This is a genomic window from Klebsiella sp. PK18 (assembly GCF_057784655.1).
Genome location: NZ_CM173493.1, coordinates 1,878,200 through 1,903,746, shown reverse-complemented (window position 1 = coordinate 1,903,746; position 25,547 = coordinate 1,878,200). Strand labels below are relative to the sequence as shown.

At 57.0% G+C, this 25,547-nt stretch carries 26 protein-coding genes; 12 read left to right on the top strand and 14 right to left on the bottom strand.

Going from position 1 to position 25,547, the window contains the following annotated elements; translation table 11 throughout:
* Positions 1-117: 117 nt before the first annotated feature.
* A complete protein-coding gene (gene zwf / locus AC3EMD_RS09255) occupies positions 118-1,593 on the bottom strand; it encodes a glucose-6-phosphate dehydrogenase (RefSeq protein WP_008804260.1) in 1,476 nt (491 codons plus the stop codon).
* 10 nt (positions 1,594-1,603) lie between these two features.
* Positions 1,604-1,753, bottom strand: a complete 150-nt coding sequence (locus AC3EMD_RS09250) for a hypothetical protein (RefSeq protein ID WP_004145554.1) — start codon at positions 1,751-1,753, stop codon at positions 1,604-1,606.
* Positions 1,754-1,912: 159 nt separating this feature from the next.
* Between AC3EMD_RS09250 and AC3EMD_RS09245 the strand changes: the two genes are divergently transcribed.
* On the top strand, positions 1,913-2,818 hold the full coding sequence (locus AC3EMD_RS09245) for a MurR/RpiR family transcriptional regulator (RefSeq protein WP_162493240.1): 906 nt from the start codon (positions 1,913-1,915) through the stop codon (positions 2,816-2,818).
* Positions 2,819-2,943: 125 nt separating this feature from the next.
* Positions 2,944-4,386 (top strand): pyruvate kinase, encoded by a 1,443-nt coding sequence (pyk, locus tag AC3EMD_RS09240; protein ID WP_002911440.1) that lies wholly within the window; start codon positions 2,944-2,946, stop codon positions 4,384-4,386.
* Between the two features lie 62 nt (positions 4,387-4,448).
* Here the strand turns inward: pyk and AC3EMD_RS09235 are convergent, their stop codons facing one another.
* Positions 4,449-5,783: a 2-hydroxycarboxylate transporter family protein gene (locus AC3EMD_RS09235; RefSeq protein WP_012967679.1), complete on the bottom strand. Its 1,335-nt coding sequence runs from the start codon at positions 5,781-5,783 to the stop codon at positions 4,449-4,451.
* A gap of 419 nt (positions 5,784-6,202) precedes the next feature.
* Between AC3EMD_RS09235 and AC3EMD_RS09230 the strand changes: the two genes are divergently transcribed.
* The 3 genes from AC3EMD_RS09230 (at position 6,203) to dcuR (ending at position 9,679) form a co-directional block, all read left to right on the top strand.
* Positions 6,203-7,150 (top strand): AEC family transporter, encoded by a 948-nt coding sequence (locus AC3EMD_RS09230; RefSeq protein ID WP_012541253.1) that lies wholly within the window; start codon positions 6,203-6,205, stop codon positions 7,148-7,150.
* A 62-nt stretch (positions 7,151-7,212) separates the two neighbouring features.
* Entirely contained in the window at positions 7,213-8,898 is a 1,686-nt protein-coding gene (locus tag AC3EMD_RS09225) for an NAD-dependent malic enzyme (protein WP_044612998.1), read from the top strand.
* A gap of 64 nt (positions 8,899-8,962) precedes the next feature.
* Positions 8,963-9,679, top strand: a complete 717-nt coding sequence (gene dcuR, locus AC3EMD_RS09220; protein WP_016161392.1) for a two-component system response regulator DcuR — start codon at positions 8,963-8,965, stop codon at positions 9,677-9,679.
* Positions 9,680-9,709: 30 nt separating this feature from the next.
* On the opposite strand, the gene lpxM is transcribed toward dcuR, so the two are convergent.
* From lpxM to znuA, 3 genes are all read right to left on the bottom strand, one after another.
* Complete coding sequence (gene lpxM, locus AC3EMD_RS09215) at positions 9,710-10,681, bottom strand: lauroyl-Kdo(2)-lipid IV(A) myristoyltransferase (protein ID WP_008804253.1); 972 nt, start codon at positions 10,679-10,681, stop codon at positions 9,710-9,712.
* Positions 10,682-10,798: 117 nt separating this feature from the next.
* Positions 10,799-12,118, bottom strand: a complete 1,320-nt coding sequence (mepM, locus tag AC3EMD_RS09210) for a murein DD-endopeptidase MepM (protein WP_012541251.1) — start codon at positions 12,116-12,118, stop codon at positions 10,799-10,801.
* Positions 12,119-12,133: 15 nt separating this feature from the next.
* Complete coding sequence (znuA, locus tag AC3EMD_RS09205) at positions 12,134-13,078, bottom strand: zinc ABC transporter substrate-binding protein ZnuA (protein ID WP_008804251.1); 945 nt, start codon at positions 13,076-13,078, stop codon at positions 12,134-12,136.
* 77 nt (positions 13,079-13,155) lie between these two features.
* Between znuA and znuC the strand changes: the two genes are divergently transcribed.
* Together znuC and znuB are read left to right on the top strand one after the other, a co-directional pair.
* A complete protein-coding gene (znuC, locus tag AC3EMD_RS09200; RefSeq protein WP_071582981.1) occupies positions 13,156-13,908 on the top strand; it encodes a zinc ABC transporter ATP-binding protein ZnuC in 753 nt (250 codons plus the stop codon).
* Positions 13,908-14,693: a zinc ABC transporter permease subunit ZnuB gene (gene znuB / locus AC3EMD_RS09195; RefSeq protein ID WP_008804249.1), complete on the top strand. Its 786-nt coding sequence runs from the start codon at positions 13,908-13,910 to the stop codon at positions 14,691-14,693. Before znuC ends, znuB begins: the two co-directional genes overlap by 1 nt.
* A 63-nt stretch (positions 14,694-14,756) precedes the next feature.
* On the opposite strand, the gene ruvB is transcribed toward znuB, so the two are convergent.
* The 6 genes from ruvB to aspS form a co-directional block, all read right to left on the bottom strand.
* Positions 14,757-15,767: a Holliday junction branch migration DNA helicase RuvB gene (ruvB, locus tag AC3EMD_RS09190; protein ID WP_012541250.1), complete on the bottom strand. Its 1,011-nt coding sequence runs from the start codon at positions 15,765-15,767 to the stop codon at positions 14,757-14,759.
* A gap of 8 nt (positions 15,768-15,775) precedes the next feature.
* Positions 15,776-16,387 carry a Holliday junction branch migration protein RuvA gene (gene ruvA / locus AC3EMD_RS09185; RefSeq protein ID WP_002911454.1) on the bottom strand — a complete coding sequence of 204 codons (612 nt, stop codon included), beginning with the start codon at positions 16,385-16,387 and terminating at the stop codon, positions 15,776-15,778.
* A gap of 79 nt (positions 16,388-16,466) precedes the next feature.
* Positions 16,467-16,988 (bottom strand): crossover junction endodeoxyribonuclease RuvC, encoded by a 522-nt coding sequence (ruvC, locus tag AC3EMD_RS09180; RefSeq protein WP_008804247.1) that lies wholly within the window; start codon positions 16,986-16,988, stop codon positions 16,467-16,469.
* A 34-nt stretch (positions 16,989-17,022) separates the two neighbouring features.
* Entirely contained in the window at positions 17,023-17,763 is a 741-nt protein-coding gene (locus tag AC3EMD_RS09175; RefSeq protein ID WP_002911459.1) for a YebC/PmpR family DNA-binding transcriptional regulator, read from the bottom strand.
* Between the two features lie 27 nt (positions 17,764-17,790).
* On the bottom strand, positions 17,791-18,234 hold the full coding sequence (nudB, locus tag AC3EMD_RS09170; protein ID WP_002911477.1) for a dihydroneopterin triphosphate diphosphatase: 444 nt from the start codon (positions 18,232-18,234) through the stop codon (positions 17,791-17,793).
* A gap of 1 nt (position 18,235) precedes the next feature.
* Positions 18,236-20,023, bottom strand: a complete 1,788-nt coding sequence (gene aspS, locus AC3EMD_RS09165; RefSeq protein ID WP_008804246.1) for an aspartate--tRNA ligase — start codon at positions 20,021-20,023, stop codon at positions 18,236-18,238.
* 267 nt (positions 20,024-20,290) lie between these two features.
* Between aspS and AC3EMD_RS09160 the strand changes: the two genes are divergently transcribed.
* The 5 genes from AC3EMD_RS09160 to cmoB are packed head-to-tail and all read left to right on the top strand — an operon-like array spanning position 20,291 to position 23,904.
* Entirely contained in the window at positions 20,291-20,857 is a 567-nt protein-coding gene (locus AC3EMD_RS09160) for a hydrolase (protein WP_008804245.1), read from the top strand.
* Positions 20,854-21,672 (top strand): DUF72 domain-containing protein, encoded by an 819-nt coding sequence (locus AC3EMD_RS09155; protein ID WP_012967677.1) that lies wholly within the window; start codon positions 20,854-20,856, stop codon positions 21,670-21,672. The genes AC3EMD_RS09160 and AC3EMD_RS09155 overlap by 4 nt, the downstream gene beginning before the upstream one ends.
* Before the next feature lie 52 nt (positions 21,673-21,724).
* On the top strand, positions 21,725-22,120 hold the full coding sequence (locus AC3EMD_RS09150) for an MAPEG family protein (protein WP_008804243.1): 396 nt from the start codon (positions 21,725-21,727) through the stop codon (positions 22,118-22,120).
* A gap of 39 nt (positions 22,121-22,159) precedes the next feature.
* Positions 22,160-22,903: a carboxy-S-adenosyl-L-methionine synthase CmoA gene (cmoA, locus tag AC3EMD_RS09145; protein ID WP_008804242.1), complete on the top strand. Its 744-nt coding sequence runs from the start codon at positions 22,160-22,162 to the stop codon at positions 22,901-22,903.
* The gene (gene cmoB, locus AC3EMD_RS09140) at positions 22,900-23,904 is read left to right on the top strand and encodes a tRNA 5-methoxyuridine(34)/uridine 5-oxyacetic acid(34) synthase CmoB (protein WP_008804241.1); all 1,005 of its coding nucleotides are present in this window, start codon (positions 22,900-22,902) and stop codon (positions 23,902-23,904) included. The genes cmoA and cmoB overlap by 4 nt, the downstream gene beginning before the upstream one ends.
* Before the next feature lie 81 nt (positions 23,905-23,985).
* Here cmoB and cutC read toward each other — a convergent pair whose 3' ends face one another.
* Together cutC and AC3EMD_RS09130 are read right to left on the bottom strand one after the other, a co-directional pair.
* Positions 23,986-24,729, bottom strand: a complete 744-nt coding sequence (gene cutC / locus AC3EMD_RS09135; protein ID WP_063105811.1) for a copper homeostasis protein CutC — start codon at positions 24,727-24,729, stop codon at positions 23,986-23,988.
* A gap of 76 nt (positions 24,730-24,805) precedes the next feature.
* Positions 24,806-25,375: a VOC family protein gene (locus AC3EMD_RS09130; RefSeq protein ID WP_008804239.1), complete on the bottom strand. Its 570-nt coding sequence runs from the start codon at positions 25,373-25,375 to the stop codon at positions 24,806-24,808.
* Positions 25,376-25,547: the final 172 nt, after the last annotated feature.

The following is a 25,547-nucleotide window of genomic DNA, read 5'->3' as shown; positions in this document are numbered from 1 at the left end:
TAATAAAAAAAGCCCCGTGGGTGAATCCTCACGGGGCTTAAAAGATTAAAAAGCGTGCGACTTTCTGCGTCAGATCATGTTACCGGTAAAATAACCCTGACGGATTAGGCGGCGAGCTTACTCGAACTCGTTCCATGAGCGGCCGTCACGGGTGATCATCGCCACCGACGCAACCGGTCCCCAGGTCCCTGCCTGATACGGTTTCGGCGCATCGCGGTCGGCAGCCCAGGCTTCGGTGATGGAATCCACCCATTTCCACGCCTCTTCCACTTCATCACGGCGCACGAACAGCGCCTGGATACCGCGCATGGTCTCCAGCAGCAGACGCTCATAAGCATCGGCCAGGTGCGTCTGGTTGAAGGTCTCGGAGTAGCTCAGATCCAGCTTGGTGATCTGCAGATTATGCTTATGGTCGAGGCCCGGCACTTTGTTCAGCACCTGGATATCCACCCCTTCGTCCGGCTGCAGACGAATGGTCAGCTTGTTCTGCGGCAGCTCCTGCCAGGTCTCTTTAAACAGGTTCAGTTCCGGGGTTTTGAAGTAAACCACTACCTCAGAGCATTTGGTCGGCAGACGTTTGCCGGTGCGCAGATAGAACGGTACGCCGGCCCAGCGCCAGTTATCGATATCGACGCGGATCGCCACGAAGGTTTCGGTGTTACTGGTTTTGTTGGCGCCCTCTTCTTCCAGGTAACCCGGGACTTTTTTGCCCTGGGCAAAGCCGGCGGTGTACTGGCCGCGAACGGTTTTCTCACGCACGTTGGAGCGATCAATGCGGCGCAGGGATTTCAGGACCTTGACCTTTTCATCACGGATGCTGTCGGCGCTGAGATCGGACGGCGGTGACATGGCAATCATGCAGAGGATCTGCAGCAGGTGGTTCTGGATCATGTCGCGCATCTGCCCGGCCTGGTCGAAGTAACCCCAGCGCCCTTCAATACCCACCTCTTCCGCGACGGTGATTTCGACATGATCGATAGTGCGGCAGTCCCAGTTATTGACGAACAGAGAGTTGGCAAAGCGCAGCGCCAGCAGGTTGAGGACCGTCTCTTTACCGAGGTAGTGGTCGATACGGTAGACCTGGCACTCTTCAAAAAACTCGCCGACCTGGTCGTTGATTTCACGCGAGGTTTCCAGAGAGGTACCCAGCGGTTTTTCCATCACCACGCGCGCAGGCTTGGCATTGAGCTTCGCTTCGCCCAGACCTTTGCAGATCGCGCCAAAGGTGCTCGGCGGCATGGCGAAATAGTTGATGGTGACACGGTTCTGTTGATCCAGCATCTCACCCAGACGCGTGAAGCCGCTGGTGTCATTGACGTCAAGATTACAGAACTCCAGGCGTCCGCTCAGGGAATCCCACAAACCCTCATCAATTTTTTCCTTCATGAAGGTTTCCAGCGCTTCGCGCACGACTTTGGTGTAAGCCGCTTTATCCCAATCGGCACGGCCGACGCCAATGATGCGGGTGTCGGCGTGGATCTGGCCCGCTTTTTCAAGCTGATACAGGGAAGGCAACAATTTACGTCGCGCCAGGTCGCCCTTCGCGCCGAAAATGACCAGGTCGCATGCCTGGGCCGTTTGCGTTACCGCCATGTCATTCTCCTCAGTTGATAGTCTGGTGCTTCTGCCAGGCTATATTTGTAATTTTCTTACACTGCACTGTACTGTGTTTACGTATTTCCCGAAAGCCTTCCCCTTCGTTTGCGGCGGTAAAACCGCACAGGGTGAAAACATTCGGCGATGATTTGGGCATCTGGCTGATATTGTTCGTTGTTTGTACCTGTTTTAGGTCAGTAAAATACGACTCTGATCATGTAATGAAAAAAAACAACATTATTTCACGTCATTCCTCACCGCTTGCGCTTGCGGAGGGGTATATTCTTGCTAAAACGCCCGATGATTTCACCCATTAATGAAATCGTTTCCATTGATGAGCGCCCTGTTACTAATGAACATGCTGGAAAAAATCCAGTCCCGACTGGAACACCTTAGCAAATCTGAACGCAAAGTGGCGGAAGTGATCCTCGCCACCCCCGCGCAGGCCATTCATTCGAGCATCGCCGCCCTCGCCCTTGAGGCCGGGGTGAGCGAACCGACCGTCAATCGCTTCTGCCGCAGTCTCGAAACCCGCGGGTTTCCTGATTTTAAACTGCACCTTGCCCAGAGCCTCGCGCACGGCACGCTCTATGTTAACCGGAATGTTGATGAAGACGACAGCGTTGAGTCATACACGGGAAAAATATTCGAATCGGCCATGGCGAGTTTAGATCAGGTCCACCATTCTCTCGACATGTCGGCGGTGAATCGCGCGGTGGATCTGCTGACTCAGGCCAAAAAAATCGCCTTTTTCGGCCTCGGTTCCTCGGCGGCGGTCGCCCATGATGCGATGAACAAATTTTTCCGCTTTAACGTGCCGGTCATCTATTCCGACGACATTGTCCTGCAACGCATGAGCTGTATGAATTGCGATGACGATGATGTGGTGGTGATTATCTCGCATACCGGAAGAACCAAGAGCCTGGTGGAGCTGGCGCAGCTGGCCCGTGAAAACGATGCCATGGTGATCGCCCTCACCTCCGCCGGTACCCCCCTGGCCCGGGAAGCCACGCTCGCCATCACCCTCGATGTGCCGGAAGATACCGACATCTATATGCCGATGGTCTCCCGTCTCGCCCAGCTGACCGTCATCGACGTATTGGCGACGGGGTTTACGCTGCGTCGGGGAGCAAAATTCAGAGATAACTTGAAGAGGGTCAAGGAAGCGCTGAAGGAATCGCGTTTTGATAAAGAACCGTTCGTACCCAGTGATAATCAATAAAAGTTGATAACAAGCAGTACCCCATTACACCTTCGATAACGATCCGGCTGTGCGACGTTGCAGGCTGGCGCTACCGAATCCATGTTCACGCAACACCAAAGTTGTATCAGTCAACGGAGTATTACATGTCCAGAAGGCTTCGCAGAACCAAAATCGTTACTACCTTAGGCCCGGCAACTGACCGCGATAACAACCTGGAAAAAGTTATCGCCGCGGGCGCAAACGTAGTGCGTATGAACTTCTCTCACGGCACCCCGGAAGATCATCAGCTCCGTGCCGACAAAGTGCGTGAGATTGCGGCAAAACTGGGCCGTCACGTGGCCATCCTCGGCGACCTCCAGGGACCAAAAATTCGCGTATCGACCTTCAAAGAAGGCAAAATTTTCCTCAACGTCGGCGATAAATTCCTGCTCGACGCTAACCTTGGTAAAGGTGAAGGCGACAAAGAGAAAGTCGGGATCGACTACAAAGGCCTGCCGGCGGATGTCGTGCCGGGCGATATCCTGCTGCTCGACGATGGTCGCGTGCAGCTGAAAGTCCTCGAAGTTCAGGGAATGAAAGTGTTTACTGAAGTGACCGTCGGCGGTCCGTTGTCTAACAACAAAGGGATCAACAAGCTGGGTGGCGGTCTGTCTGCCGAAGCGCTGACCGACAAAGACAAGGCTGATATCGTCACCGCCGCCAAAATCGGCGTCGACTACCTGGCGGTCTCTTTCCCGCGCTGCGGCGAAGACCTGAACTACGCCCGTCGCCTGGCGCGCGATGCCGGCTGCGATGCGAAAATCGTCGCCAAAGTTGAGCGTGCGGAAGCGGTCTGCGATCAGGATGCGATGGACGACGTGATCCTCGCCTCCGATGTGGTCATGGTTGCGCGCGGCGACCTCGGCGTCGAAATCGGCGATCCAGAGCTGGTGGGTATCCAGAAAGCGCTGATTCGTCGTGCCCGTCAGCTGAACCGTTCCGTCATTACCGCCACCCAGATGATGGAGTCGATGATCACCAACCCGATGCCGACTCGTGCTGAAGTCATGGACGTGGCCAACGCCGTGCTGGATGGTACCGATGCGGTGATGCTCTCTGCGGAAACCGCTGCCGGTCAGTACCCGTCGGAAACCGTGGCCGCGATGGCGCGCGTGTGTCTGGGCGCCGAAAAAATCCCCAGCCTCAACGTCTCCAAACACCGTCTGGACGTCCAGTTTGACAACGTAGAAGAAGCGATTGCTATGTCGGCGATGTATGCCGCCAACCACCTGAAAGGCATCACGGCCATCATCACCATGACCGAATCGGGCCGCACCGCGCTGATGACCTCGCGCATCAGCTCCGGTCTGCCGATTTTCGCCCTTTCCCGCCACGAGCGCACCCTGAACCTGACCGCACTCTACCGAGGGGTGACCCCGGTGTTCTTCGACAGCCAGAATGACGGGGTAGCCGCTGCGCACGATGCCGTCAATCTGCTGCGGGACAAAGGCTACCTGGTCTCTGGTGACCTTGTGGTCGTTACCCAGGGTGACGTGATGAGCACCATCGGCAGCACCAACACCACCCGTATCCTCACCGTCGAGTAAGCCTCGGTGTCGACCTGCCAGCGATGCGCTGGCAGGTATTTTTTTGCCCACTATCTGGCAGATTACACCACCCAGCTCAACAACAGCGTCGCGGCGATCACCGTCGACGCCCCGCCGATCCGCGTCGCAATCTGGGCAAACGGCATCAACCCCATCCTGTTTGACGCCGAGAGGATGGCCACATCTCCGGTTCCTCCAAGGCCGCTATGGCAGCTGGTCACGATAGCGGCTTCCACCGGATACATATTCAGGCGAGTAGCGATAAAGAAACCGCTCAGCGCCATGGCAATAACGATGGAGCCGCAAACCACGACGTAGCCAATGGAGAAGACCGAGACCACGCTCTCCAGCGGCACATACAGCATGCCCAGGCCGATCATCAGCGGCCACACCAGCGCGGCGGAGACAAACTTGTAGCAGCTATGCGCCCCCAGCTCCATCGCCGCCGGGATAACGTTGGTATATTTGCAGAAGACGGCCGCCAGAATCATCAGCACCGGCCCGGGAATATGCACCACCTTCTCCAGCAGACCACCGACGATGAAAAATGCACAAATCATCAGCAACCCGGCGCCCATCAGCTGAAAATCGGTGGGTTGGGTACTCTGATGTTGCGCAAAGACGCTATTATCGTCATGGCTGCGGATCAGCATCCCATTGCCGGAGAGCGCCGGACGACGTGCGCCCATGCGCGCCAGAAAACCAGCGCAGATAATGGCGAAAATATTCCCAACCACCGCGGCCGGCGCCAGCTGGGCAACATAGACATCAGGTGTTTGCCCGAGAATGGCCGAATAAGCCAGCGACAAAGGCAGGATCCCTTCGCCAATGCCGCCGCCGATAATCGGCACGATGATAAAAAAGAAGGTGTGGTAAATACTGTAGCCAAATAAGCTGCCCACCAGCAGGCCGGTTAATATTGCCGCCCCGGTCCCGGCCACCAGCGGGACAAACATACGCACCATCCCCTGGATCAGAATAGTGCGGTTCATTCCCAGAATACTCCCAACGACCAGGCAGGCGATGACGAAATAGAGGAGATTGGCCTCCTTCATCAGCAAATGCACGGTATCGAGCGTATGGGCTTCAAACACGCCAAAGTAGACCAATACTGAGGGCATCATCAGACACAATATGGCCGGCCCGCCAATGTCTTTTAGTACTGGCACCATGCGGCCAATCTTAGCCAGCGCGAATCCCAGGGTCATAATGACCGCCAGTCCGCCAATCATATTTTTCGGCAGCAGGCCCGCGCTCGCAGAGAGCGCGACGATCGCAGCGATACCAATAAAGAGCGTTAAAGGCACGGCACCAACGTCGATATTGGATAAAAGTCGTGTCGATTGGCCGTTCGGTTGCGTTTTATCTATCGGGTGGTTGAGTGAATTATTTTCCATATTTTTACCTGAATGATAAGGAGGTAGCGTAGGGTAGTAACGCAATATTAAAATTTGCGTAGCAACATAAATGAAATAGCACTAAACACCGGCTCACCAAAATACACTCAAAACGGTAGCACAGGCGTTTAAAACAAAAAATGACAAACGGATTTCTTCTGTTGGCTTTGTGACTAAACTATAAAATTGATTTTAAGTAATTTAATTTATCGTCATAAAGCTAAAGTTTTCATCAATAGTGAAATTTAAATGCCATAGATACAACCCCATGATTTAACCCTGTTTTCTTTATTTGTAAGTAAAGTATCCGAGACGAAATTATTTAAAGGCAGGCGACTGTGATGACTATCACCTTTTGAATATTACGGGATCGCTAGATTGGCGACACAACAACCCGATAAAATATGTCAGGACATCTTATGCCTTCACTACTCTTACAATCTCTTTTCCCATTGGTATTTATCATGCTGCTGGGATGGCTTAGCGGTAAACTAGGCTATACCCGGCGCGAGGATGCCTCCGTTCTGGCCACGGTGGTGATCCGCTTTGCGCTTCCGTTCCATCTTTTTATCGGCGCGTTAAATACCCATCCCGATAAAATTAAAAACTTCACCTTTATGGCGGTGTTAGTCATTGGCCTGATGGGGTCCTATTTTCTCACGCTGCTGATCTCACGCTATGTTTTCCGTCATGATATTAAAACCAGCGCGATTCAGTCGCTGGTTTGCGCCTTCCCCGATATGGCCTACTTTGGCGCGCCCGTGCTGGCGGTACTGATAGGTCCGGAGGGTTTTCTCGGCGTGCTTATCGGAAACCTGGTGACCAGCGTATTGATGATCCCCCTGACTATTATCCTGATTCGCATGGGAGACAAGCACCGGAGCGCGGATGAACCCCAGCTTCACGCCGGGCAGCTGATCCTGCAAAACCTACTGAAGGCCGTGAGAAACCCCATCGTCTGGATCCCAATTTCCGGCGTATTGCTCAGCCTGGCGGGAGTCCAGCTGCCACCTATGCTCAGTATGCCTATTGAAATGGTGGGTAAAATCGCCGGCGGTCTGTCACTGTTCGCCCTGGGACTGCTGTTTTACGGCGAACGCCCGACGGTCAATATTCAAACCTGTACCAATATCAGTATCAAAAATCTGATCCAACCGGCAATGATGGCCCTGGCCGGACTGGCCTTTGGGCTCAGTCATACCTTAATGCAACAGGTTATTATCATCGGCGCGACGCCTTCCGCCATCGCGGCAGGGATGTTTGCGCTGCGCAGCGATACCTATATTGAGCCGGCCTCATCCTCTATTTTGCTGGGTACCGCCATCGGCGTCGTCACCGAAGGCATCATGATTTATCTCATTTCGTAATCACGGAAATAAAACACCAAGACATCAGGCAATGTTTTAATTTGATATTCAGGAGTCATCCAATGTTAGCCACAGAAACCTTATACACTCCCTATAACGGTGCCGTCCTGCTGGAAAATCCGTTATTAAATAAAGGCCTTGCTTTTACCGAAAGTGAACGCACGGCATTTAATCTTCAGGGACTGTTACCCCATAATGTTGAAACCATTGAAGAACAAACCGAGCGCGCATGGGGCCAGTTTTGCCAGTTCAAAAAGAGTATTTCGCGCCATATCTATCTCAGGAATATTCAGGATACTAACGAGACATTATTCTATAACCTGCTGCGTAGTCATATGAAAGAAACGCTGCCGGTGATCTATACCCCGACGGTGGGTGAAGCGTGTGAACATTTCTCAGAAATATATCGCCGGGGACGCGGTTTGTTTATTTCCTGGCCCAACCGTCACCAGATTGACGAAATGCTGCAGGGATTTTCCCGCAATGATATCAAAGTCATTGTCGTGACCGATGGCGAGCGCATTCTGGGGCTGGGCGACCAGGGGATTGGTGGCATGGGGATCCCCATTGGCAAACTCTCGTTATATACCGCCTGCGGGGGCATTCACCCGGCATCCACGCTGCCTATCATGCTAGATGTCGGCACCAACAACCCGCAGCATCTGGAGGATCCGCTGTATATGGGCTGGCGCCATCCGCGCATCAGCGACGAGCAGTACCTAGAGTTTATGGACATGTTTGTCCATGCCATTCAGCAACGTTGGCCGAATGTATTACTTCAGTTTGAAGACTTTGCCCAAAAGAATGCCACGCGACTGCTCAACCGCTATCGTCACCAGCTGTGCTGTTTTAACGATGATATCCAGGGCACCGCCGCCGTGACCTCAGGGACGCTGATCGCCGCCGCGGCCGCGGCCGGGACGCCGATCCGCGACCAGCGGGTAGTTTTCCTTGGCGGCGGTTCGGCCGGATGCGGCATTGCGGAAAAAATCATTGCGCTGATGGTGGATGATGGTCTCTCGGAGGAGGAAGCGCGCCGCCGTATCTTTATGGTTGACCGCTTTGGCCTGCTGACGGATGAGATGCCCAATCTGCTCGATTTTCAGCGCGACCTCGTCACGCCGCGAGCCAGTATTGCCCACTGGGATACCGAGTCCGCCCAACTGTCGCTGATGGATGTCGTACGCAACGTCCACCCTACCGTACTGATTGGCGTGTCTGGTCAGCCGGGGTTGTTTAGTGAAGAGATAGTGAAGGAGATGCATCGGCACTGCCCGCGTCCGATTATTATGCCGCTCTCTAACCCCACCTCCCGGGCCGAAGCCCAGCCGAAGGATTTGCTGGAGTGGACCCGGGGAAGCGCGCTGATCGCCACCGGCAGCCCGTTCGAACCCGTCTTCTACGACGGCAAAACCTACGATATCGCTCAGTGCAACAACGCCTATATTTTTCCCGGTCTGGGGCTGGGGATCCTCGCCAGTAAAGCGCAGCGCGTCACCGAAGCGATGCTGATCACCTGCAGTAAAACCCTGGCAGCCCACTCGCCTTTGGCGAGCCGTGAAACCGGTGCTTTACTGCCGCCGGTTGAAGAGATCGAAATGATTTCCCGGGCTATTGCCGCAGAGGTCGCTCGCGCCGCGCAGCGGGACGGCGTTGCGCCGCAGATTGACGAGGCACAGCTGGCGGCGAATATCGATAAAACCTTCTGGCGAGCGCGCTACACCGCCTATAAACGATCGTCATTCTGATCGTCATTGCTCCGCTCATCTTACGGGAGGCCGGCTGGCTTCCCGCCACACCGGGGAACCACGCATGTTCAATGTGCTGATCGTCGATGATGATCCCATGGTAGCCGACCTGAACCGGCTGTTTATCAGCCGGGTAGCTGATTTTCACTGCTGCGGGGTGGCGGCGACGATCGGCGACGCCAAAGCGATGCTAAGCCATCTGGCGCAGGTCGATCTACTGCTGCTGGATGTCTATATGCAACAGGAGAATGGCCTGGACCTGCTGCCGGCGCTTCGCGCAGATGGGCGGAATATTGACGTCATCATGATGACGTCTGCCGCCGATACGCTCACGCTACAAACGGCGCTGCACTATGGCGTGGTGGATTACCTGATTAAACCGTTTCAGTTTTCGCGCTTTGAGGAGGCCCTGCAGGCATGGCGCAAAAAGCGTGAGGTGACGCAGGCGAAATCCTGTTATGCCCAAGCGGATATCGACACCCTGCTGCGCCGCGGGATCCCGCAACAGGAAAGCGCCCGCCGCCTGCCGAAAGGGCTGACGCCGCAAACCCTTCGCCTGGTGTGCCAGTGGATTGACGACCATCAGGCGCGCGATTTTTCGACAAACGAGCTGGCGGCGGCGCTGCAGATATCCAGGGTGTCATGCCGTAAATACCTGATTTGGCTGGAGCAGATAAACGTGCTCTTCACGACCAATCACTACGGTATCACTGGCCGCCCGGAGTATCGCTACCGGCTTGTCGTCGAGAACCTGATGTTACTGACGCAATATAGCCAGTGAGCCAGGAACGCCCACTGGCTCTCTTTTAGACTACTTCTTTGGGAACAGCTCTTTGCGTTTGTAGGGCTCGATTTCACCCGGCTTGCGCGTTTTCAGCAGCTTCAGGATCCAGGTGTACTGCTCGGTGTGCGGCTTAACAAACACTTCCACTTCTTCGTTCATCCGCCGGGCGATCGTCGTATCGTCTGCGTCCAGCAGGTCGTCCATCGGCGGGCGGACCAGCACCGTCAGGCGATGCGTTTGGCCATCATAGACCGGAAACAGCGGTACGACGCGGGCGCGGCATACCTTCATTAAACGGCCAATCGCGGGCAGCGTCGCCTTGTAGGTGGCAAAGAAATCCACAAATTCACTGTGCTCAGCGCCGTGATCCTGATCGGGCAGATAGTAACCCCAGTAGCCCTGGCGCACCGACTGAATAAACGGTTTGATCCCGTCGTTGCGCGCGTGCATACGCCCGCCAAAACGACGGCGCACGGTATTCCACACGTAATCAAAGACCGGGTTACCCTGGTTGTGGAACATCGCCGCCATCTTCTGCCCACCGGAGGCCATCAGCATCGCCGGGATATCCACGCCCCAGGCATGCGGAACGAGGAAAATCACTTTCTCGTTATTACGCTGCATCTCGTCGATGATCTCTTTCCCCTGCCAGTCGACGCGGGCAAGGATTTTCTGCGGATCGCGCAGGCCCAGCTCGGCCATCATCACCATCGCCTGCGGCGCCGAGGCATACATGGCGTCGATGATCGCTTCCCGTTCGTGCTCGCTTTTTTCCGGAAAACAGTAGAGCAAATTAATCTGCGCCCGGCGCCGCGAGCTTTTCGCCAAACGCCCTACGAAGCGGCCGAGTTTTCCGAGGATCGGATCGCGAAAGGAAGGCGGCGTCAGCGCGATGCCTGCGAAGGCAAAGACGCCCAGCCACGCGCCCCAGTAGCGCGGCAGTAAAAAGGATTTCTCAAACTTAGGGATAAACTCAATATTATTTTTTTTCGTTTCCATGCCCAATCCGCAGGTCGACTGCTTAATCAAGATAATGGGATAGTGTAGCGAGACGTTAGGTAACCTACAAAAGAAAAAGCCGGCGCCCTGGGGCACCGGCTTTCCACTGACCGGTGGTTAGTCAAACCGCAGCTGCGGGACGACCTCTTTGACCTGCGCCAGGTAATCGGTACGGTCGGAACCGCTCAGCCCTTCGGTACGCGGCAGCTTAGCCGTCAACGGGTTGACCGCCTGCTGGTTGATCCACACTTCATAGTGCAGGTGCGGCCCGGTAGAACGGCCGGTATTCCCCGACAGCGCGATACGATCGCCGCGCTTCACTTTCTGCCCCGGTTTCACCAGCAGCTTACGCAGGTGCATATAGCGGGTGGTATAGGTGCGACCGTGGCGGATAGCAACATAATACCCGGCAGCGCCGCTGCGCTTGGCCACTACCACTTCGCCATCACCCACTGCCAGCACCGGCGTCCCCTGCGGCATCGCGAAATCGACGCCACGATGCGGCGCGACGCGCCCGGTGACCGGATTCAGACGACGCGGGTTAAAGTTAGAGGAAACGCGGAACTGACGCGCCGTCGGGAAGCGCATAAAGCCTTTCGCCAGCCCCGTCCCGTTACGATCGTAGAATTTGCCGTCTTCGGCACGGATAGCATAGTAATCCTTACCGTCGGAGCGCAAACGCACGCCCAGCAGCTGACTTTGCTCGCGCTTGCCGTCGAGCATTTCGCGCGACATCAATACCGAGAACTCGTCGCCTTTTTTCAGCTTACGGAAATCCATCTGCCACTGCATGGCCTTGATCACCGCGCTGATTTCGGTACTGGTCAGGCCGGCATCGCGCGCGCTGGAGACAAAGCTGGCGCCGACGGTGCCCTTCAGCACATTGTTGACCCAGTCGCCTTTCTGCAGCTCGCTGCTCATTTTAAAACCGTTGTCCACACGGGTATAAGTGCGGGTTTCGCGGCGGGACATCTCCCAGGTCAGGCTCTGCAGATCGCCGTCCGCGGTCAGGGTCCAGGAGAGCTGCTGGCCAATCTTCAGATTACGCAGCTCTTTATCGGCGGAGGAAAGCTGGGCGATATCGCCCATATCGATACCGTACTGGTTCAGGATGCTGCTGAGCGTATCGCCAGTCGACACCACATATTCATGACCGCCGGCATCGGTATCGGCCTTCTCGTCGAGTTCATCCTGAGGAATGGCTTCTTCTTCCTGCGGGGCCTGGTCGATCGGCTCGGAGGCTTCCGGCAGCAGGGAACGGATCTCGCTTTTTTCCAGTTCAATGGTTCTGACGATGGGGGCGGATTCCGGGTGGTAAATGTAGGGTCGCCAGACGGCGACCGCTAAGGTAAGAACGCTAAGCGACCCCAACATGACGCGATGAGGTCGTGGCAGATTGTTGAATGCCTGAGTGACAGCGCGGGCTATCTGTTGCACGTATTCACTTCCTCGTTAATCTCCTTTCAGGCAGCTCGAATACTGATTCGCCAGCTGGGTCAGGAATTGCGGGTAACTCGCTTTACCCAACGTAATTCCAGTACCCAGCGGATCCAGGGTTCCCATGCGCACAGACGTGCCCCGGGCAACAGCTTCGATAACCGCTGGCCTGAACTGTGGCTCAGCAAAAACGCACGTGGCCTTCTGCTCAACCAGTTGTGTTCTGATTTCGTGTAAACGCTGCGCACCAGGCTGTATTTCAGGGTTGACGGTAAAGTGCCCCAGCGAGGTCAAACCGTAGTGTTTTTCAAAGTAACCGTAGGCGTCATGAAAAACGAAATAGCCCTTCCCTTTCAGCGGTGCCAGCTCATTGCTAACCTGCTTGTCAGTCGCCGCCAGCGCGGCCTCGAACTGCTGCAGGTTGCTGTCGAGTTTGGCTCGACTCTGCGGCATAAGTTCTAATAATTTATCGTGGATTGCAACCGCCGAAAGCCGCGCTATCTCTGGGGATAACCACAGATGCATATTGTAAATACCGTGATGGTGATCGCCGTCACTTTTTTCTGCTGCGCCGTGGTCATGACCATCATGATCGTCATCGTCATCCGCCCCGGTCATCAGCAGCGGCTTCACCCCTTCCAGCTCCGCGATGGTCACCTTTTTATTCGCCGCAATGCTTTGCGTCGACCTATCCATAAAGGCTTCCATTTCCGGCCCAATCCATACCACTAAGTCTGCGTTCTGTAAGCGTTTTACATCAGAAGGCCGCAGTGAATAGTCATGCTCTGAGGCGCCGTCGGGCAATAGCACCTGAGTATCTGTCACCCCATCGGCGATGGCGGCTGCGATAAAGCCCAGCGGTTTCATGGAAGTCACTACGGCGGCGCTGGCCAGCGGAACCTGCGCGAACAAAAAAACAGCGCCAAGTCCAGCGCAAAGAAGCGTATTTTTATGTAACATAATGCGTCTAGTCATCGAAACGAGTGAATGTGATGTGATATTATAACATTCACTAGCTTGTGCAACCCTAAATTACTATGACAAACCTTGTTACGCTGGAAAATGTGTCGGTGGCCTTTGGCCAACGCCGCGTGCTGTCTGACATTTCGCTGGCACTCACGCCAGGCAAAATATTAACCCTGCTGGGCCCGAACGGCGCCGGTAAATCGACCCTTGTGCGAGTGGTTCTGGGGCTGGTAGCACCAACAGAGGGTGTCATCAAGCGGGATGACCGCCTGCGGATTGGCTACGTGCCGCAGAAGCTGCATCTTGACGCCACGCTGCCGCTGACCGTCAGCCGCTTCCTGCGTTTGCGCCCGGGTACCCGCAAAGACGACATCCTGCCGGCACTGAAACGTGTGCAGGCCGGGCATCTGATCGACGCGCCGATGCAAAAACTCTCCGGCGGCGAAACCCAGCGCGTACTGCTGGCCCGCGCCCTGCTCAACCGCCCACAGCTGCTGGTGCTGGATGAACCGACCCAGGGTGTTGACGTCAATGGCCAGGTGGCGCTTTACGATCTTATCGACCAGCTGCGCCATGAACTGGACTGCGCAGTGCTGATGGTATCGCACGACCTGCATCTGGTGATGGCCAAAACCGACGAAGTCCTGTGCCTGAACCAGCATATCTGCTGCTCCGGCGCGCCGGAGGTGGTCTCCATGCATCCGGAGTTTATCTCCATGTTCGGCCCGCGCGGCGCGGAACAGCTGGGGATTTACCGCCACCACCATAATCACCGCCACGACCTTCAGGGGCGAATTGTACTGCGTCGGGGAAACAGCCGCTAATGATTGAACTTCTGTTACCTGGCTGGCTGGCCGGGATGATGCTGGCCTGCGCCGCCGGTCCGCTGGGCTCCTTTGTGGTCTGGCGCCGCATGTCCTATTTCGGCGACACGCTGGCGCATGCGTCGCTGCTCGGCGTCGCTTTTGGCTTATTACTTAACATCAATCCGTTTTATGCGGTGATCGCCGTGACTTTGCTGCTGGCCGGCGGGCTGGTGTGGCTGGAAAAACGCCCCCATCTGGCGATCGATACCCTGCTGGGCATCATGGCGCACAGCGCACTGTCGCTGGGGCTGGTGGTGGTCAGTCTGATGTCTAACGTCCGCGTCGATCTGATGGCGTACCTGTTCGGCGATCTGCTGGCAGTGACGCCGCAGGATTTGATTGCCATCGCCATTGGCGTAGTGATTGTGATTGGTATCCTGCTCTGGCAGTGGCGACCGCTGCTGGCGATGACCATCAGTCCGGATCTGGCGTTTGTCGATGGCGTGAAGCTGCAGCGCGTGAAGTTGCTGTTGATGCTGGTCACCGCTCTGACTATCGGCGTGGCGATGAAGTTCGTCGGCGCGCTGATCATCACTTCCCTGCTGATTATCCCGGCCGCCACCGCCCGCCGTTTTGCCCGCACGCCGGAGCAGATGGCCGCCGTGGCAGTGGGCGTGGGCATGCTGGCCGTTACCGGCGGGTTAACCTTCTCGGCCTTCTACGACACCCCGGCCGGGCCGTCGGTAGTGCTGTGCGCCGCCGTGCTGTTTATTCTCAGCATGACAAAAAAAGCCGCCAGCTGAAAATGAAAAAGCCCGGTCGCGCTGCTGACCGGGCCTCATAATGAACGACACATCCGTCGCGAACTAGGGCATTTCCGGCGGCGTGATCCCGAAATGATTCCAGGCGCGCACCGTCGCCATTCTTCCCCGTGGCGTACGCTGCAGAAAACCCTGCTGAATTAAGTAGGGCTCCAGCACATCTTCAATGGTTTCCCGCTCTTCGCCGATCGCGGCGGCGAGGTTATCCAGCCCCACCGGCCCACCAAAGAATTTATCTATCACCGCCAGCAGTAGTTTACGGTCCATATAGTCGAACCCTTCCGCATCGACATTCAGCATATCCAGCGCCTGGGCAGCAATGTCGGCAGAGATGCTGCCGTCGTGGCGCACTTCCGCGAAGTCGCGCACCCGGCGCAGCAGACGGTTGGCAATACGCGGCGTGCCGCGTGAACGACGGGCCACTTCCAGCGCGCCTTCGTCGCTCATCTCCAGCCCCATATGGCGGGCGCTGCGGCTGACGATATGCTGCAGATCGGGTATTTGATAGAACTCCAGACGCTGCACGATGCCAAAGCGGTCGCGCAGCGGCGAGGTCAATGAACCGGCCCGGGTGGTGGCGCCGATCAGGGTAAACGGCGGCAGATCGATTTTGATGGAGCGCGCCGCCGGACCTTCGCCAATCATAATATCCAGCTGATAGTCTTCCATCGCCGGGTAGAGCACCTCTTCCACCACCGGCGAGAGGCGATGGATCTCATCGATAAACAGCACGTCGTGCGGTTCGAGGTTGGTGAGCATCGCGGCGAGATCGCCCGCTTTCTCCAGCACCGGGCCGGAGGTGGTGCGCAGATTCACCCCCATCTCATTGGCGACAATGTTCGCCAGGGTGGTTTTCCCCAACCCAGGCGGGCCAAAAATCAGCAGGTGATCGAGGGCGTCGCCGCGCAGTTTCGCCGCCTGGATAAAGATCTCCATCTGCGAGCGCACCTGCGGCTGGCCGACATACTCTGCCAGCAATTTTGGGCGGATGGCGCGGTCAACGGCCTCTTCTGCGCCGCTGCTGTCTGCCGATACCAGCCGGTCTGCTTCAATCATCCCTTACCTCACAACGCGGCGCGCAGCGCTTCGCGGATTAGCGTTTCACTGTTGGCGTCCGGACGGGCAATCTTGCTTACCATCCGGCTGGCCTCCTGCGGTTTATAGCCCAGCGCGACCAGCGCGGCAACCGCTTCCTGTTCGGCATCATCTGCCGTCGGGCCTGCCGGCGAGGTCAGCACCAGATCGGCCGCCGGAGTGAACAGGTCGCCGTGCAGCCCTTTGAAACGGTCTTTCATCTCGACGATCAGGCGTTCTGCGGTTTTTTTGCCAATCCCCGGCAGCTTCACCAGCGAGGCGACTTCTTCCCGCTCAACGGCATTGACGAACTGCTGCGCCGACATGCCGGAGAGGATCGCCAGCGCCAGCTTTGGCCCCACGCCGTTGGTTTTAATCAGCTCTTTAAACAGCGTACGTTCCTGTTTGTTGTTAAAACCATACAGCAGCTGGGCATCTTCACGCACCACAAAGTGGGTAAAGACTATCGCCTCCTGACCGGCCTCCGGCAGCTCATAGAAGCAGGTCATTGGCATATGCACTTCATAGCCGACGCCCGCCGTTTCCAGCAACACCAGCGGGGGTTGTTTTTCGAGAATGATGCCTCTGAGTCTGCCTATCACGTGGGGCTCCTGCGTTATGGTCTAAGTATCTGGCGGTATCATAAAAAAAGGCTGGATAGATATCCAGCCTGATTTGCGATTATCGTAAGCGCCCTCGCGCCAGATTGAGCCGGGTCTCGCTGACCTGAGCAACATTCTGGCTGATATGGCAATGGGTGATGGCAATCGCCAGCGCATCCGCCGCATCCGCTTGCGGATTGGCAGGCAGTTTGAGCAAGGTGCGCACCATGTGCTGAACCTGGCTCTTTTCGGCACTGCCGATCCCGACAACGGTCTGCTTGACCTGACGGGCGGCGTATTCAAACACCGGCAGCGACTGATTGGTCGCTGCAACGATCGCCACTCCGCGCGCCTGCCCAAGCTTTAACGCCGAATCGGCGTTCTTCGCCATAAAGACCTGCTCAATGGCGAAATAGTCGGGCTGAAACTGGGTGATGATTTCCGTCACCCCGGCGTAGATCAGCTTCAGCCGCGACGGCAGATCGTCCACTTTGGTGCGGATGCATCCGCTGCCAAGGTAGCTCAACTGCCGTCCAACCTGGCGGATCACGCCATAACCGGTGACGCGCGACCCCGGGTCAATGCCGAGAATAATAGCCATCACGCGCCTCCGGTTAACCGTGGATGCGACTGCATCACAGGGTGGCCGCGACCTCGTCGGAGATCTCGCCGTTATGGTACACTTCCTGCACGTCGTCGCAGTCTTCCAGCATATCGATCAGACGCAGCAGCTTCGGCGCCGTCTCGGCATCCATATCCGCTTTGGTGGACGGGATCATCGAGACTTCGGCAGCGTCGGCTTTCAGGCCAGCGGCTTCCAGCGCGTCGCGCACAGCACCCATCTCTTCCCACGCGGTGTAGACGTCGATGGCGCCGTCGTCATAGGTCACCACGTCTTCTGCGCCAGCTTCCAGCGCCGCTTCCATAATGGTGTCTTCATCGCCTTTCTCGAAGGAGATGACGCCTTTCTTGCTGAACAGGTAGGACACGGAGCCGTCGGTACCGAGGTTACCACCGGTTTTGGTGAAAGCGTGACGCACTTCCGCAACGGTACGGTTACGGTTGTCGGACAGACATTCCACCATTACCGCGGTACCGCCAGGGCCATAGCCTTCGTAAATGATGGTTTCCATGTTCGCGTCTTCATCACCGCCGACGCCGCGCGCGATGGCGCGGTTCAGGGTGTCGCGCGTCATGTTGTTTGACAGCGCTTTATCAACGGCCGCACGCAGGCGCGGGTTGGAAGCCGGATCGCCGCCGCCCAGACGCGCCGCAGTCACCAGCTCGCGAATGATTTTCGTAAAGATTTTACCGCGTTTAGCATCCTGTGCCGCTTTGCGGTGTTTGGTGTTGGCCCATTTACTATGACCTGCCATAAAAAACTCTCCAAAAAGCGCGCCCTTTCAGGCGGCGTTAATTACAAATTCTTCAATCGCCTGCCGGTTGCTCCACGACTTGGTCAGCGCAGCGGCTTCCGTCGCGCTGACCCAGCGGTAGGCCAGATGTTCGGTGAAGGTAATCTCCCGCTCATGAGGCAGCGCAAGACAGAACCAGAATTCTGTATTGCGCTCTACACCCGGCGCATAGCGATGACGCAAATGAGAAAATATCTCGAATTCCACCGTGCGCTGACAGTCAATTAAGGTCAGTTGCTCGCAGGCAACATCAATGGCGACCTCTTCCTTTACTTCACGCGCGGCGGCCTGCAGCGCGGTCTCTCCTGCTTCCAGGCTGCCGGTCACCGACTGCCAGAACGCGGGATCGTCGCGCCGCTGTAACATCAGCACCCGTTTCGTATCTTCGGCGTAAATCACCACCAGCACCGAAACGGGCAGCTTAAATGACATATTACTTGTTCTCCAGAGACGCTTTCGCCTCTTTCTCCACAACCTGAATACCCAGTTCACCGAGCGCAGCCGGATTGGCGAAGCTTGGCGCTTCGGTCATCAGACAGGCCGCGGCGGTGGTTTTCGGGAAGGCGATAACGTCGCGGATGTTATCGGTACCGGTCAGCAGCATGGTCAGACGGTCAAGACCGAACGCCAGACCCGCGTGCGGCGGCGTACCGTATTTCAGCGCATCCAGCAGGAAGCCGAATTTTTCACGCTGCTCTTGTTCATTAATGCCCAGAATACCAAATACGGTCTGCTGCATGTCGCCACGGTGAATACGAACAGAACCGCCGCCGACTTCATAACCGTTAATGACCATATCATAGGCGTTCGCTACGGCCTCTTCCGGCGCAGCTTTCAGCTCGTTCGCGGTCATATCTTTTGGCGAAGTGAACGGATGGTGCATCGCCGTCAGGCCGCCTTCGCCGTCGTCTTCGAACATCGGGAAGTCGATCACCCACAGCGGCGCCCATTTGCTCTCGTCAGTCAGGCTCAGGTCTTTACCGAGCTTCAGACGCAGCGCGCCCAGCGCGTCCGCCACCACTTTCTTGTTGTCGGCGCCGAAGAAGATCATATCGCCGTCCTGCGCGCCGGTGCGTTCGAGGATCGCTTCCACGATCTCAGCGGTGAGGAATTTCGCCACCGGGCTGTTGATCCCGTCCATGCCTTTCGCACGCTCGGTCACTTTAATATAGGCCAGTCCCTTCGCGCCGTAGATCTTCACAAAGTTGCCGTATTCGTCAATCAGCTTGCGGGTCAGAGAGGCACCGCCCGGGACGCGCAGCGCCGCCACGCGCCCTTTCGGATCGTTGGCCGGGCCGGCAAAGACCGCGAATTCCACGGACTTCAGCAGGTCGGCGACGTCCACCAGCTCCATCGGGTTACGCAGATCCGGTTTATCGGAGCCATAACGACGTTCGGCTTCGGCGAAGGTCATGATCGGGAAATCACCCAGGTCGACGCCTTTAATTTCCAGCCACAGCTGACGCACCATTGCTTCCATGATCTCACGCACCTGCGGCGCGGTCATAAAGGAGGTTTCCACATCGATCTGGGTAAATTCAGGCTGACGGTCGGCACGCAGGTCTTCATCGCGGAAACATTTAACGATCTGATAATAGCGATCGAACCCGGACATCATCAGCAGCTGTTTGAACAGCTGCGGAGACTGCGGCAGCGCGTAGAATTTGCCTTTATGCACGCGGGAAGGCACGAGGTAATCGCGAGCGCCTTCCGGGGTGGCTTTGGTCAGCATCGGAGTTTCGATGTCGAGGAAGCCATGGTCGTCCATAAAGCGGCGCACAAAGCTGGTGATTTTCGCGCGGGTTTTCAGACGCTGCGCCATTTCCGGACGACGCAGGTCGAGGTAGCGGTATTTCAGACGAGCTTCTTCGGTGTTGACGTGATTGGAGTCCAGCGGCAGCGATTCTGAACGGTTAATAATCGTCAGATCGGAGGCCAGCACTTCGATGGCGCCGGTGGCCATGTCCGCGTTGATGTTTTTCTCTTCACGCGCGCGGACGGTGCCAGTGACCTGAATGCAGAACTCATTACGCAGTTCAGAGGCTAATTTCAACGCATCCGCACGATCCGGGTCGAAAAACACCTGAACGATGCCTTCGCGGTCGCGCATATCGATAAAAATGAGGCTACCGAGATCGCGACGGCGGTTGACCCAACCACACAGAGTCACCTGCTGCCCAACGTGGGACTGTCGAAGCTGTCCGCAATATTCTGTACGCATGAGATATCCCTTAACTTAGCCGTCGGCGGATTGTCGTCTGCCCTGCAGGCGACGAGGTCGCAGCTTTAGCTGATGTCACAACTGAATGAAAAAAGGCGGCTATTATACTGGAAATTCTGTCGTTCGATAAGTCCGACGCACGATGTACGCTGCTTTGCTGCGCGCTTAACGTCTACACTCACATAAATTAACAATATTTGTTACCCTTTTGCTGAAGCCGCGCAGGTATTGTAGCCGCCTGACAACAGAAGAAGATACGGGGATACCATGTTAGAACTCAATGCAAAAAAAACGGCGCTGGTGGTGATCGATCTGCAGGAAGGCATTCTGCCTTTCGCCGGCGGACCACATCGGGCTGACGAGGTGGTGGCGCGCGCCGCTCGCCTGGCAGACAAGTGTCGACAACAGGGTTCACCGGTCATCATGGTCCGCGTCGGCTGGTCGGCCGATTTCGCCGAAGCGCTGAAACAGCCTGTCGACGCTCAGGCCGGGGCGCATACGCTGCCTGAAAACTGGTGGACCTACCCGGCCACGCTGGGTAAGCAGGAGAGCGATATCGAAGTGACCAAACGCCAGTGGGGCGCGTTCTATGGCACCGACCTTGAGCTTCAGCTGCGCCGCCGCGGTATCGACACCATTATTCTCTGCGGTATCTCCACCAACATCGGCGTCGAATCCACCGCCCGCAACGCCTGGGAGCTGGGTTTTAACCTGGTCATCGCCGAAGATGCCTGCAGCGCCGCCTCCGCCGAGCAGCATCAGGGCAGCATGACGCATATTTTCCCGCGCATCGGTCGGGTGCGCAGCACCGAGGAGATCCTCGCCGCGCTATGATTTATATTGGGCTTCCCCAGTGGTCGCACCCGAAATGGGTGCGCCTTGGCATCACCAGCCTTGAAGAGTACGCCCGCCACTTTAACTGCGTGGAGGGCAACACTACCCTGTATGCGCTGCCGAAGCCGGAGATAGTCACCCGCTGGTATGAACAAACCCATGATGACTTCCGCTTCTGCTTTAAATTCCCGGCCACCATCTCGCACCAGGCCGCCCTGCGTCATTGCGACGATTTAAGCAGTGAATTTTTTGCCCGCCTGGCGCCGCTGGCCTCGCGCATCGGCCAGTACTGGCTGCAGCTGCCGGCGACCTTCGGTCCTCGCGATCTCCCCGCGCTATGGCATTTTCTCGACGGGCTGCCGAAGGATTTCACCTACGGCGTCGAGGTTCGTCACCCCGAATTCTTCGCCAAAGGCGAAGCGGAACAGCAGCTCAACCGCGGGCTGCACGAGCGCAACGTTAACCGCGTGATCCTCGATAGCCGCCCGGTCCACAGCGCTGCGGCCACCAGTCCGGCGATGATCGACGCGCAGAAAAAGAAACCCAAAGTGCCGGTACATGCGGTGATGACCGCCCGGCAGCCGATGGTACGCTTTATCGGCGGTGACGACATGGCCCACAACCGGGAACTGTTTCGCGTCTGGCTGCAGACCCTGCCGAAGTGGCATCAGTCTGGCACCCCGTGGCTGTTCCTGCATACCCCAGACATTGCTTACGCGCCGACGCTGGTCGATACGCTGTGGAGCGATCTGCGCACCGCCCTGCCGGCGGCAGGAAATGCGCCGTCGATTCCGCAGCAATCCTCCCTTTTCTGATATCCTGCTATCATAATCGGAGCCATCTGCCAGAGTTAAAGGGAGTTTTCGTATGGTCAGCGCGCTGTATGCCGTTTTAGGTGCGTTATTGTTAGTGAAGTTCTCGTTCGACGTGGTGCGGTTACGCACCCAATACCATGTAGGCTACGGTGACGGCGGCTTTAGCGAGCTACAGGTCGCCATCCGCGTTCACGGTAATGCCGTCGAATATGTGCCGATTGGCCTCATTTTGCTGTTATTTATGGAGATGAACGGCGCCCAGACCTGGATGGTGCACGTTTGCGGCATTTTATTGATTGTCGGGCGACTGATGCACTCCTGGGGTTTTCATCACCGCGTCTACCACTGGCGCCGCTCCGGCATGAGCGCCACCTGGTGCGCCTTGTTGCTGATGGTGCTGGCCAACCTCTGGTATATGCCCTGGGAGTTGGTTTTCTCCCTCCGTTAGCGCACAATACGCCGTTTTCGTTTTTTCGGGTTTAACGTTATGTCTCACCGCGATACGCTTTTTTCCGCGCCGATTGCCAGCCTCGGCGACTGGACCTTTGATGAACGGGTTGCTGAAGTCTTCCCGGATATGATCCAGCGCTCTGTGCCCGGCTATTCCAATATCATCTCGATGATCGGCATGCTGGCCGAGCGCTTCGTTCAGCCCAACACCCAGGTTTACGATCTTGGCTGTTCGCTGGGCGCCGCCACCCTCTCTGTGCGCCGCAATATTAGTCATCCGGGCTGTCGCATTATCGCCATCGACAACTCTCCCGCGATGGTAGAGCGCTGCCGTCGCCATATTGACGCCTATAAAGCGCCGACGCCGGTCGAGGTCATTGAAGGGGATATCCGCGATGTGGCCATTGAAAACGCCTCGCTGGTGATCCTGAACTTTACCATTCAGTTCCTTGAGCCGGGCGATCGCCAGGCGATCCTCAATAAAGTCTATCAGGGGCTTAATCCGGGCGGCGCGCTGGTGCTCTCGGAGAAATTCAGCTTCGAAGACGCCCACGTCGGCGAGCTGCTGTTCAATATGCATCATGATTTTAAACGCGCGAACGGCTACAGCGAGCTGGAGATCAGCCAGAAACGCAGCATGCTGGAAAATGTGATGCTGACGGACTCCGTGGAAACCCATAAAGCCCGCCTGCGTCAGGCTGGGTTTGAACATGCCGAACTGTGGTTCCAGTGCTTTAACTTTGGCTCGCTGGTGGCAGTAAAATCCGGGGAGCAGGCATGATCGACTTCAGTAATTTCTATCAGCTGATCGCCAAAAGCCCGCTATCTCACTGGCTGGAAACCTTGCCAGCTCAGGTAGCCGCCTGGCAGCGCGAGGCCCTGCACGGCAAGTTTCGCGAATGGGAGCGCGCCGTTGAGTTTCTTCCGGAATTAACGCCGTGGCGTCTGGATCTCCTGCACAGCGTCACCGCCGAGAGCGAAACGCCGCTCAGCGAAGGTCATCAGCTGCGGGTAGAAAACCTGCTTAAAAACCTGATGCCGTGGCGCAAAGGGCCTTATTCGCTGTACGGCATTAATATCGATACCGAATGGCGTTCCGACTGGAAATGGGAGCGCGTCCTGCCGCACCTGTCCGATCTTACCGGGCGGACTATCCTCGACGTGGGCTGCGGCAGCGGCTATCACATGTGGCGAATGATCGGCGCCGGCGCGCATCTGGCGGTCGGCATCGATCCCACCCAGCTGTTCCTGTGCCAGTTTGAAGCGGTGCGTAAGCTGCTCGGCAACGACCAGCGGGCGCATCTCCTGCCGCTGGGCATCGAGCAGCTGCCGGCGCTGGAGGCCTTCGACACCGTGTTCTCGATGGGCGTGCTCTACCATCGCCGCTCGCCGCTGGACCATCTGTGGCAGCTGAAAGATCAGCTGGCGCCGGGAGGCGAGCTGGTGCTGGAGACGCTGGTGGTCGAAGGGGATGAAAATACGGTGCTGGTTCCGGGCGACCGCTATGCGCAGATGCGCAACGTCTATTTTATTCCCTCGGCGGCGGCCCTGAAAATGTGGCTGGAGAAGTGCGGGTTTATCGATGTGCGCATCGTCGATGCCTGCGTCACCTCGACCGATGAGCAGCGGCGCACCGAATGGATGACCAGTGAATCGCTGGCCGATTTCCTCGACCCGCAGGATCAGCGCAAAACCGTGGAGGGGTATCCGGCTCCGCTGCGCGCGGTGATTATCGCCACCAAACCGGAAACGCAGCAGTCGCTGGCAAAAAAAGCGAGATAAAAAAAGGCCCCTGTTTAATGGGCAGGGGCCTGGTACGGGCAATCATCATATTGGGCGACATGATGTGCAGCAAAAAACCGTTTAACTTCTCCAGGCGGAGATAATCCCTTTCATCTCCGCCACCGCTTCGCCATTGACGGCGTAGCGCCTGTATTCGTCCGCATCGGGATCGGCTGACATCGAAACGCCTGGATGACGAAAGCGCATCTCCGATGGCAACCACTGGCCTGCAGAGCTATGAACCTCTTTCACCCCCGCCTGCAGCAACAGCGGCAGGTTCGCGGCGCGCACTCCCGCACCGGCCATAATGATTGGAGTATCCCCTGCGGCAATAAGTTCCGTAATTAATGAAATACCTTTCTCCGCCGAGGATTGCTGACCGGAAGTCAGGATACGTTTAACCCCCAGCTCACCCAGCGTCTTCCAGGCCTGACGCGGGTCGGCACACAGATCGAACGCGCGATGAAAGGTCACCGCCAGCGGCCCGGCCGCGGCCATTATTTTTTTCATCCGCGGGATATCGACCTGGCCATCGGCATTCAGTACGCCGGTCACCACCCCGGGAAAGCCGAGCTCCCGCACCATGCGGATATCGCTAAGCATCGCGGCGAACTCCTCTTCGGTGTAGCAGAAATCGCCGCCGCGCGGGCGAACGATCGGATGCACCGGGAGGGTAATCGCCTCGCGGACCGAGACCAGCACCCCATAAGAGGGTGTTAATCCCCCTTCCTGCGGCGCGGCGCAGAGTTCAATACGATCGGCGCCGCAGCGCTCAGCCTCCCGAGCGCACGCCATGCTGTAGCAACACACTTCCAGTACCGCCATTCCTCTCTCCCTGATCCAGACAACCTTTGCAGCATGTCATGATTTCACGCGGCAGACGCCGCGCGGCTTCACACTGTTACGTATCAGCTTGCTCGCTGGCGACGATTTGTTCAATCGACCACGGATGAAATTTCACCGTCACGCTGCCGTCGGTCACCGCCAGGGTGGGATTCGGCAGACGCTCATGCTGCCCTTTCGGCGAGCTGGTTTTGACGACGATCCCCGGCTGGCTGAGTCCATCATCGGCCAGCAGCGCCAGCGCGCGGGCATTTAAGGTTGCCGGATCGCCAGGCAGGACAATTTCAATATGCTCCCAGCCTTCATGGGGATAACGCTTTTCACCCGGCCACGGCAGCTCAATGATATGGAAGCGCCAGTGCGCCACGCAGACCGGCTCCGCCAGCTTGAACAGGCAAATGGGCCGGCCGTTAATCATATTCTCCGACAGCAGGGTTCCGCACTGTTCCAGACCGCGGCGCCAGCGTTCCGCAGTGGTATTCTGATGACAGCGCAGGGAGATATGGTCGGCGTCGAGCCCGGCGATCTCCAGTCCCAGTCGCGCAGTGAAGCGCTGAAGCGCATCGGAAAATCGCGGGAGATCCGCCGTAATATCGGCCAGTTGTTCAATTTGCTGCCAGTTTGCCATGGGTTTGCTCGTCAATGATGCTCGTCAGTAATGAAAAGGTAATTTACCGTGTTTCGGTCTGCGGACCAACCGCCGCCCTGCTGATGGGCAACTGAACGGCGATGGATTGCGCACGCCGCCGCGCCGCGCGCAATGCTGACGGACGGGGACAAATGCAGTATACTCCCGCCCT

What these genes read in the sequence shown, in the direction of transcription:
- AC3EMD_RS09225 (WP_044612998.1), top strand. Translation starts at nt 7,213, where the DNA reads ATGTTAGCCACAGAAACCTTATACACTCCCTATAACGGTGCCGTCCTG.
- nudB (WP_002911477.1), bottom strand. Translation starts at nt 18,234, where the DNA reads ATGTCATTTAAGCTGCCCGTTTCGGTGCTGGTGGTGATTTACGCCGAA.
- ruvB (WP_012541250.1), bottom strand. Translation starts at nt 15,767, where the DNA reads ATGATTGAAGCAGACCGGCTGGTATCGGCAGACAGCAGCGGCGCAGAA.
- AC3EMD_RS09245 (WP_162493240.1), top strand. Translation starts at nt 1,913, where the DNA reads ATGAAATCGTTTCCATTGATGAGCGCCCTGTTACTAATGAACATGCTG.
- aspS (WP_008804246.1), bottom strand. Translation starts at nt 20,023, where the DNA reads ATGCGTACAGAATATTGCGGACAGCTTCGACAGTCCCACGTTGGGCAG.
- AC3EMD_RS09150 (WP_008804243.1), top strand. Translation starts at nt 21,725, where the DNA reads ATGGTCAGCGCGCTGTATGCCGTTTTAGGTGCGTTATTGTTAGTGAAG.
- AC3EMD_RS09230 (WP_012541253.1), top strand. Translation starts at nt 6,203, where the DNA reads ATGCCTTCACTACTCTTACAATCTCTTTTCCCATTGGTATTTATCATG.
- lpxM (WP_008804253.1), bottom strand. Translation starts at nt 10,681, where the DNA reads ATGGAAACGAAAAAAAATAATATTGAGTTTATCCCTAAGTTTGAGAAA.
- AC3EMD_RS09130 (WP_008804239.1), bottom strand. Translation starts at nt 25,375, where the DNA reads ATGGCAAACTGGCAGCAAATTGAACAACTGGCCGATATTACGGCGGAT.
- zwf (WP_008804260.1), bottom strand. Translation starts at nt 1,593, where the DNA reads ATGGCGGTAACGCAAACGGCCCAGGCATGCGACCTGGTCATTTTCGGC.
- AC3EMD_RS09250 (WP_004145554.1), bottom strand. Translation starts at nt 1,753, where the DNA reads ATGCCCAAATCATCGCCGAATGTTTTCACCCTGTGCGGTTTTACCGCC.
- dcuR (WP_016161392.1), top strand. Translation starts at nt 8,963, where the DNA reads ATGTTCAATGTGCTGATCGTCGATGATGATCCCATGGTAGCCGACCTG.
- znuB (WP_008804249.1), top strand. Translation starts at nt 13,908, where the DNA reads ATGATTGAACTTCTGTTACCTGGCTGGCTGGCCGGGATGATGCTGGCC.
- znuC (WP_071582981.1), top strand. Translation starts at nt 13,156, where the DNA reads ATGACAAACCTTGTTACGCTGGAAAATGTGTCGGTGGCCTTTGGCCAA.
- AC3EMD_RS09160 (WP_008804245.1), top strand. Translation starts at nt 20,291, where the DNA reads ATGTTAGAACTCAATGCAAAAAAAACGGCGCTGGTGGTGATCGATCTG.
- cutC (WP_063105811.1), bottom strand. Translation starts at nt 24,729, where the DNA reads ATGGCGGTACTGGAAGTGTGTTGCTACAGCATGGCGTGCGCTCGGGAG.
- ruvC (WP_008804247.1), bottom strand. Translation starts at nt 16,988, where the DNA reads ATGGCTATTATTCTCGGCATTGACCCGGGGTCGCGCGTCACCGGTTAT.
- AC3EMD_RS09235 (WP_012967679.1), bottom strand. Translation starts at nt 5,783, where the DNA reads ATGGAAAATAATTCACTCAACCACCCGATAGATAAAACGCAACCGAAC.
- cmoA (WP_008804242.1), top strand. Translation starts at nt 22,160, where the DNA reads ATGTCTCACCGCGATACGCTTTTTTCCGCGCCGATTGCCAGCCTCGGC.
- AC3EMD_RS09175 (WP_002911459.1), bottom strand. Translation starts at nt 17,763, where the DNA reads ATGGCAGGTCATAGTAAATGGGCCAACACCAAACACCGCAAAGCGGCA.
- cmoB (WP_008804241.1), top strand. Translation starts at nt 22,900, where the DNA reads ATGATCGACTTCAGTAATTTCTATCAGCTGATCGCCAAAAGCCCGCTA.
- AC3EMD_RS09155 (WP_012967677.1), top strand. Translation starts at nt 20,854, where the DNA reads ATGATTTATATTGGGCTTCCCCAGTGGTCGCACCCGAAATGGGTGCGC.
- znuA (WP_008804251.1), bottom strand. Translation starts at nt 13,078, where the DNA reads ATGTTACATAAAAATACGCTTCTTTGCGCTGGACTTGGCGCTGTTTTT.
- pyk (WP_002911440.1), top strand. Translation starts at nt 2,944, where the DNA reads ATGTCCAGAAGGCTTCGCAGAACCAAAATCGTTACTACCTTAGGCCCG.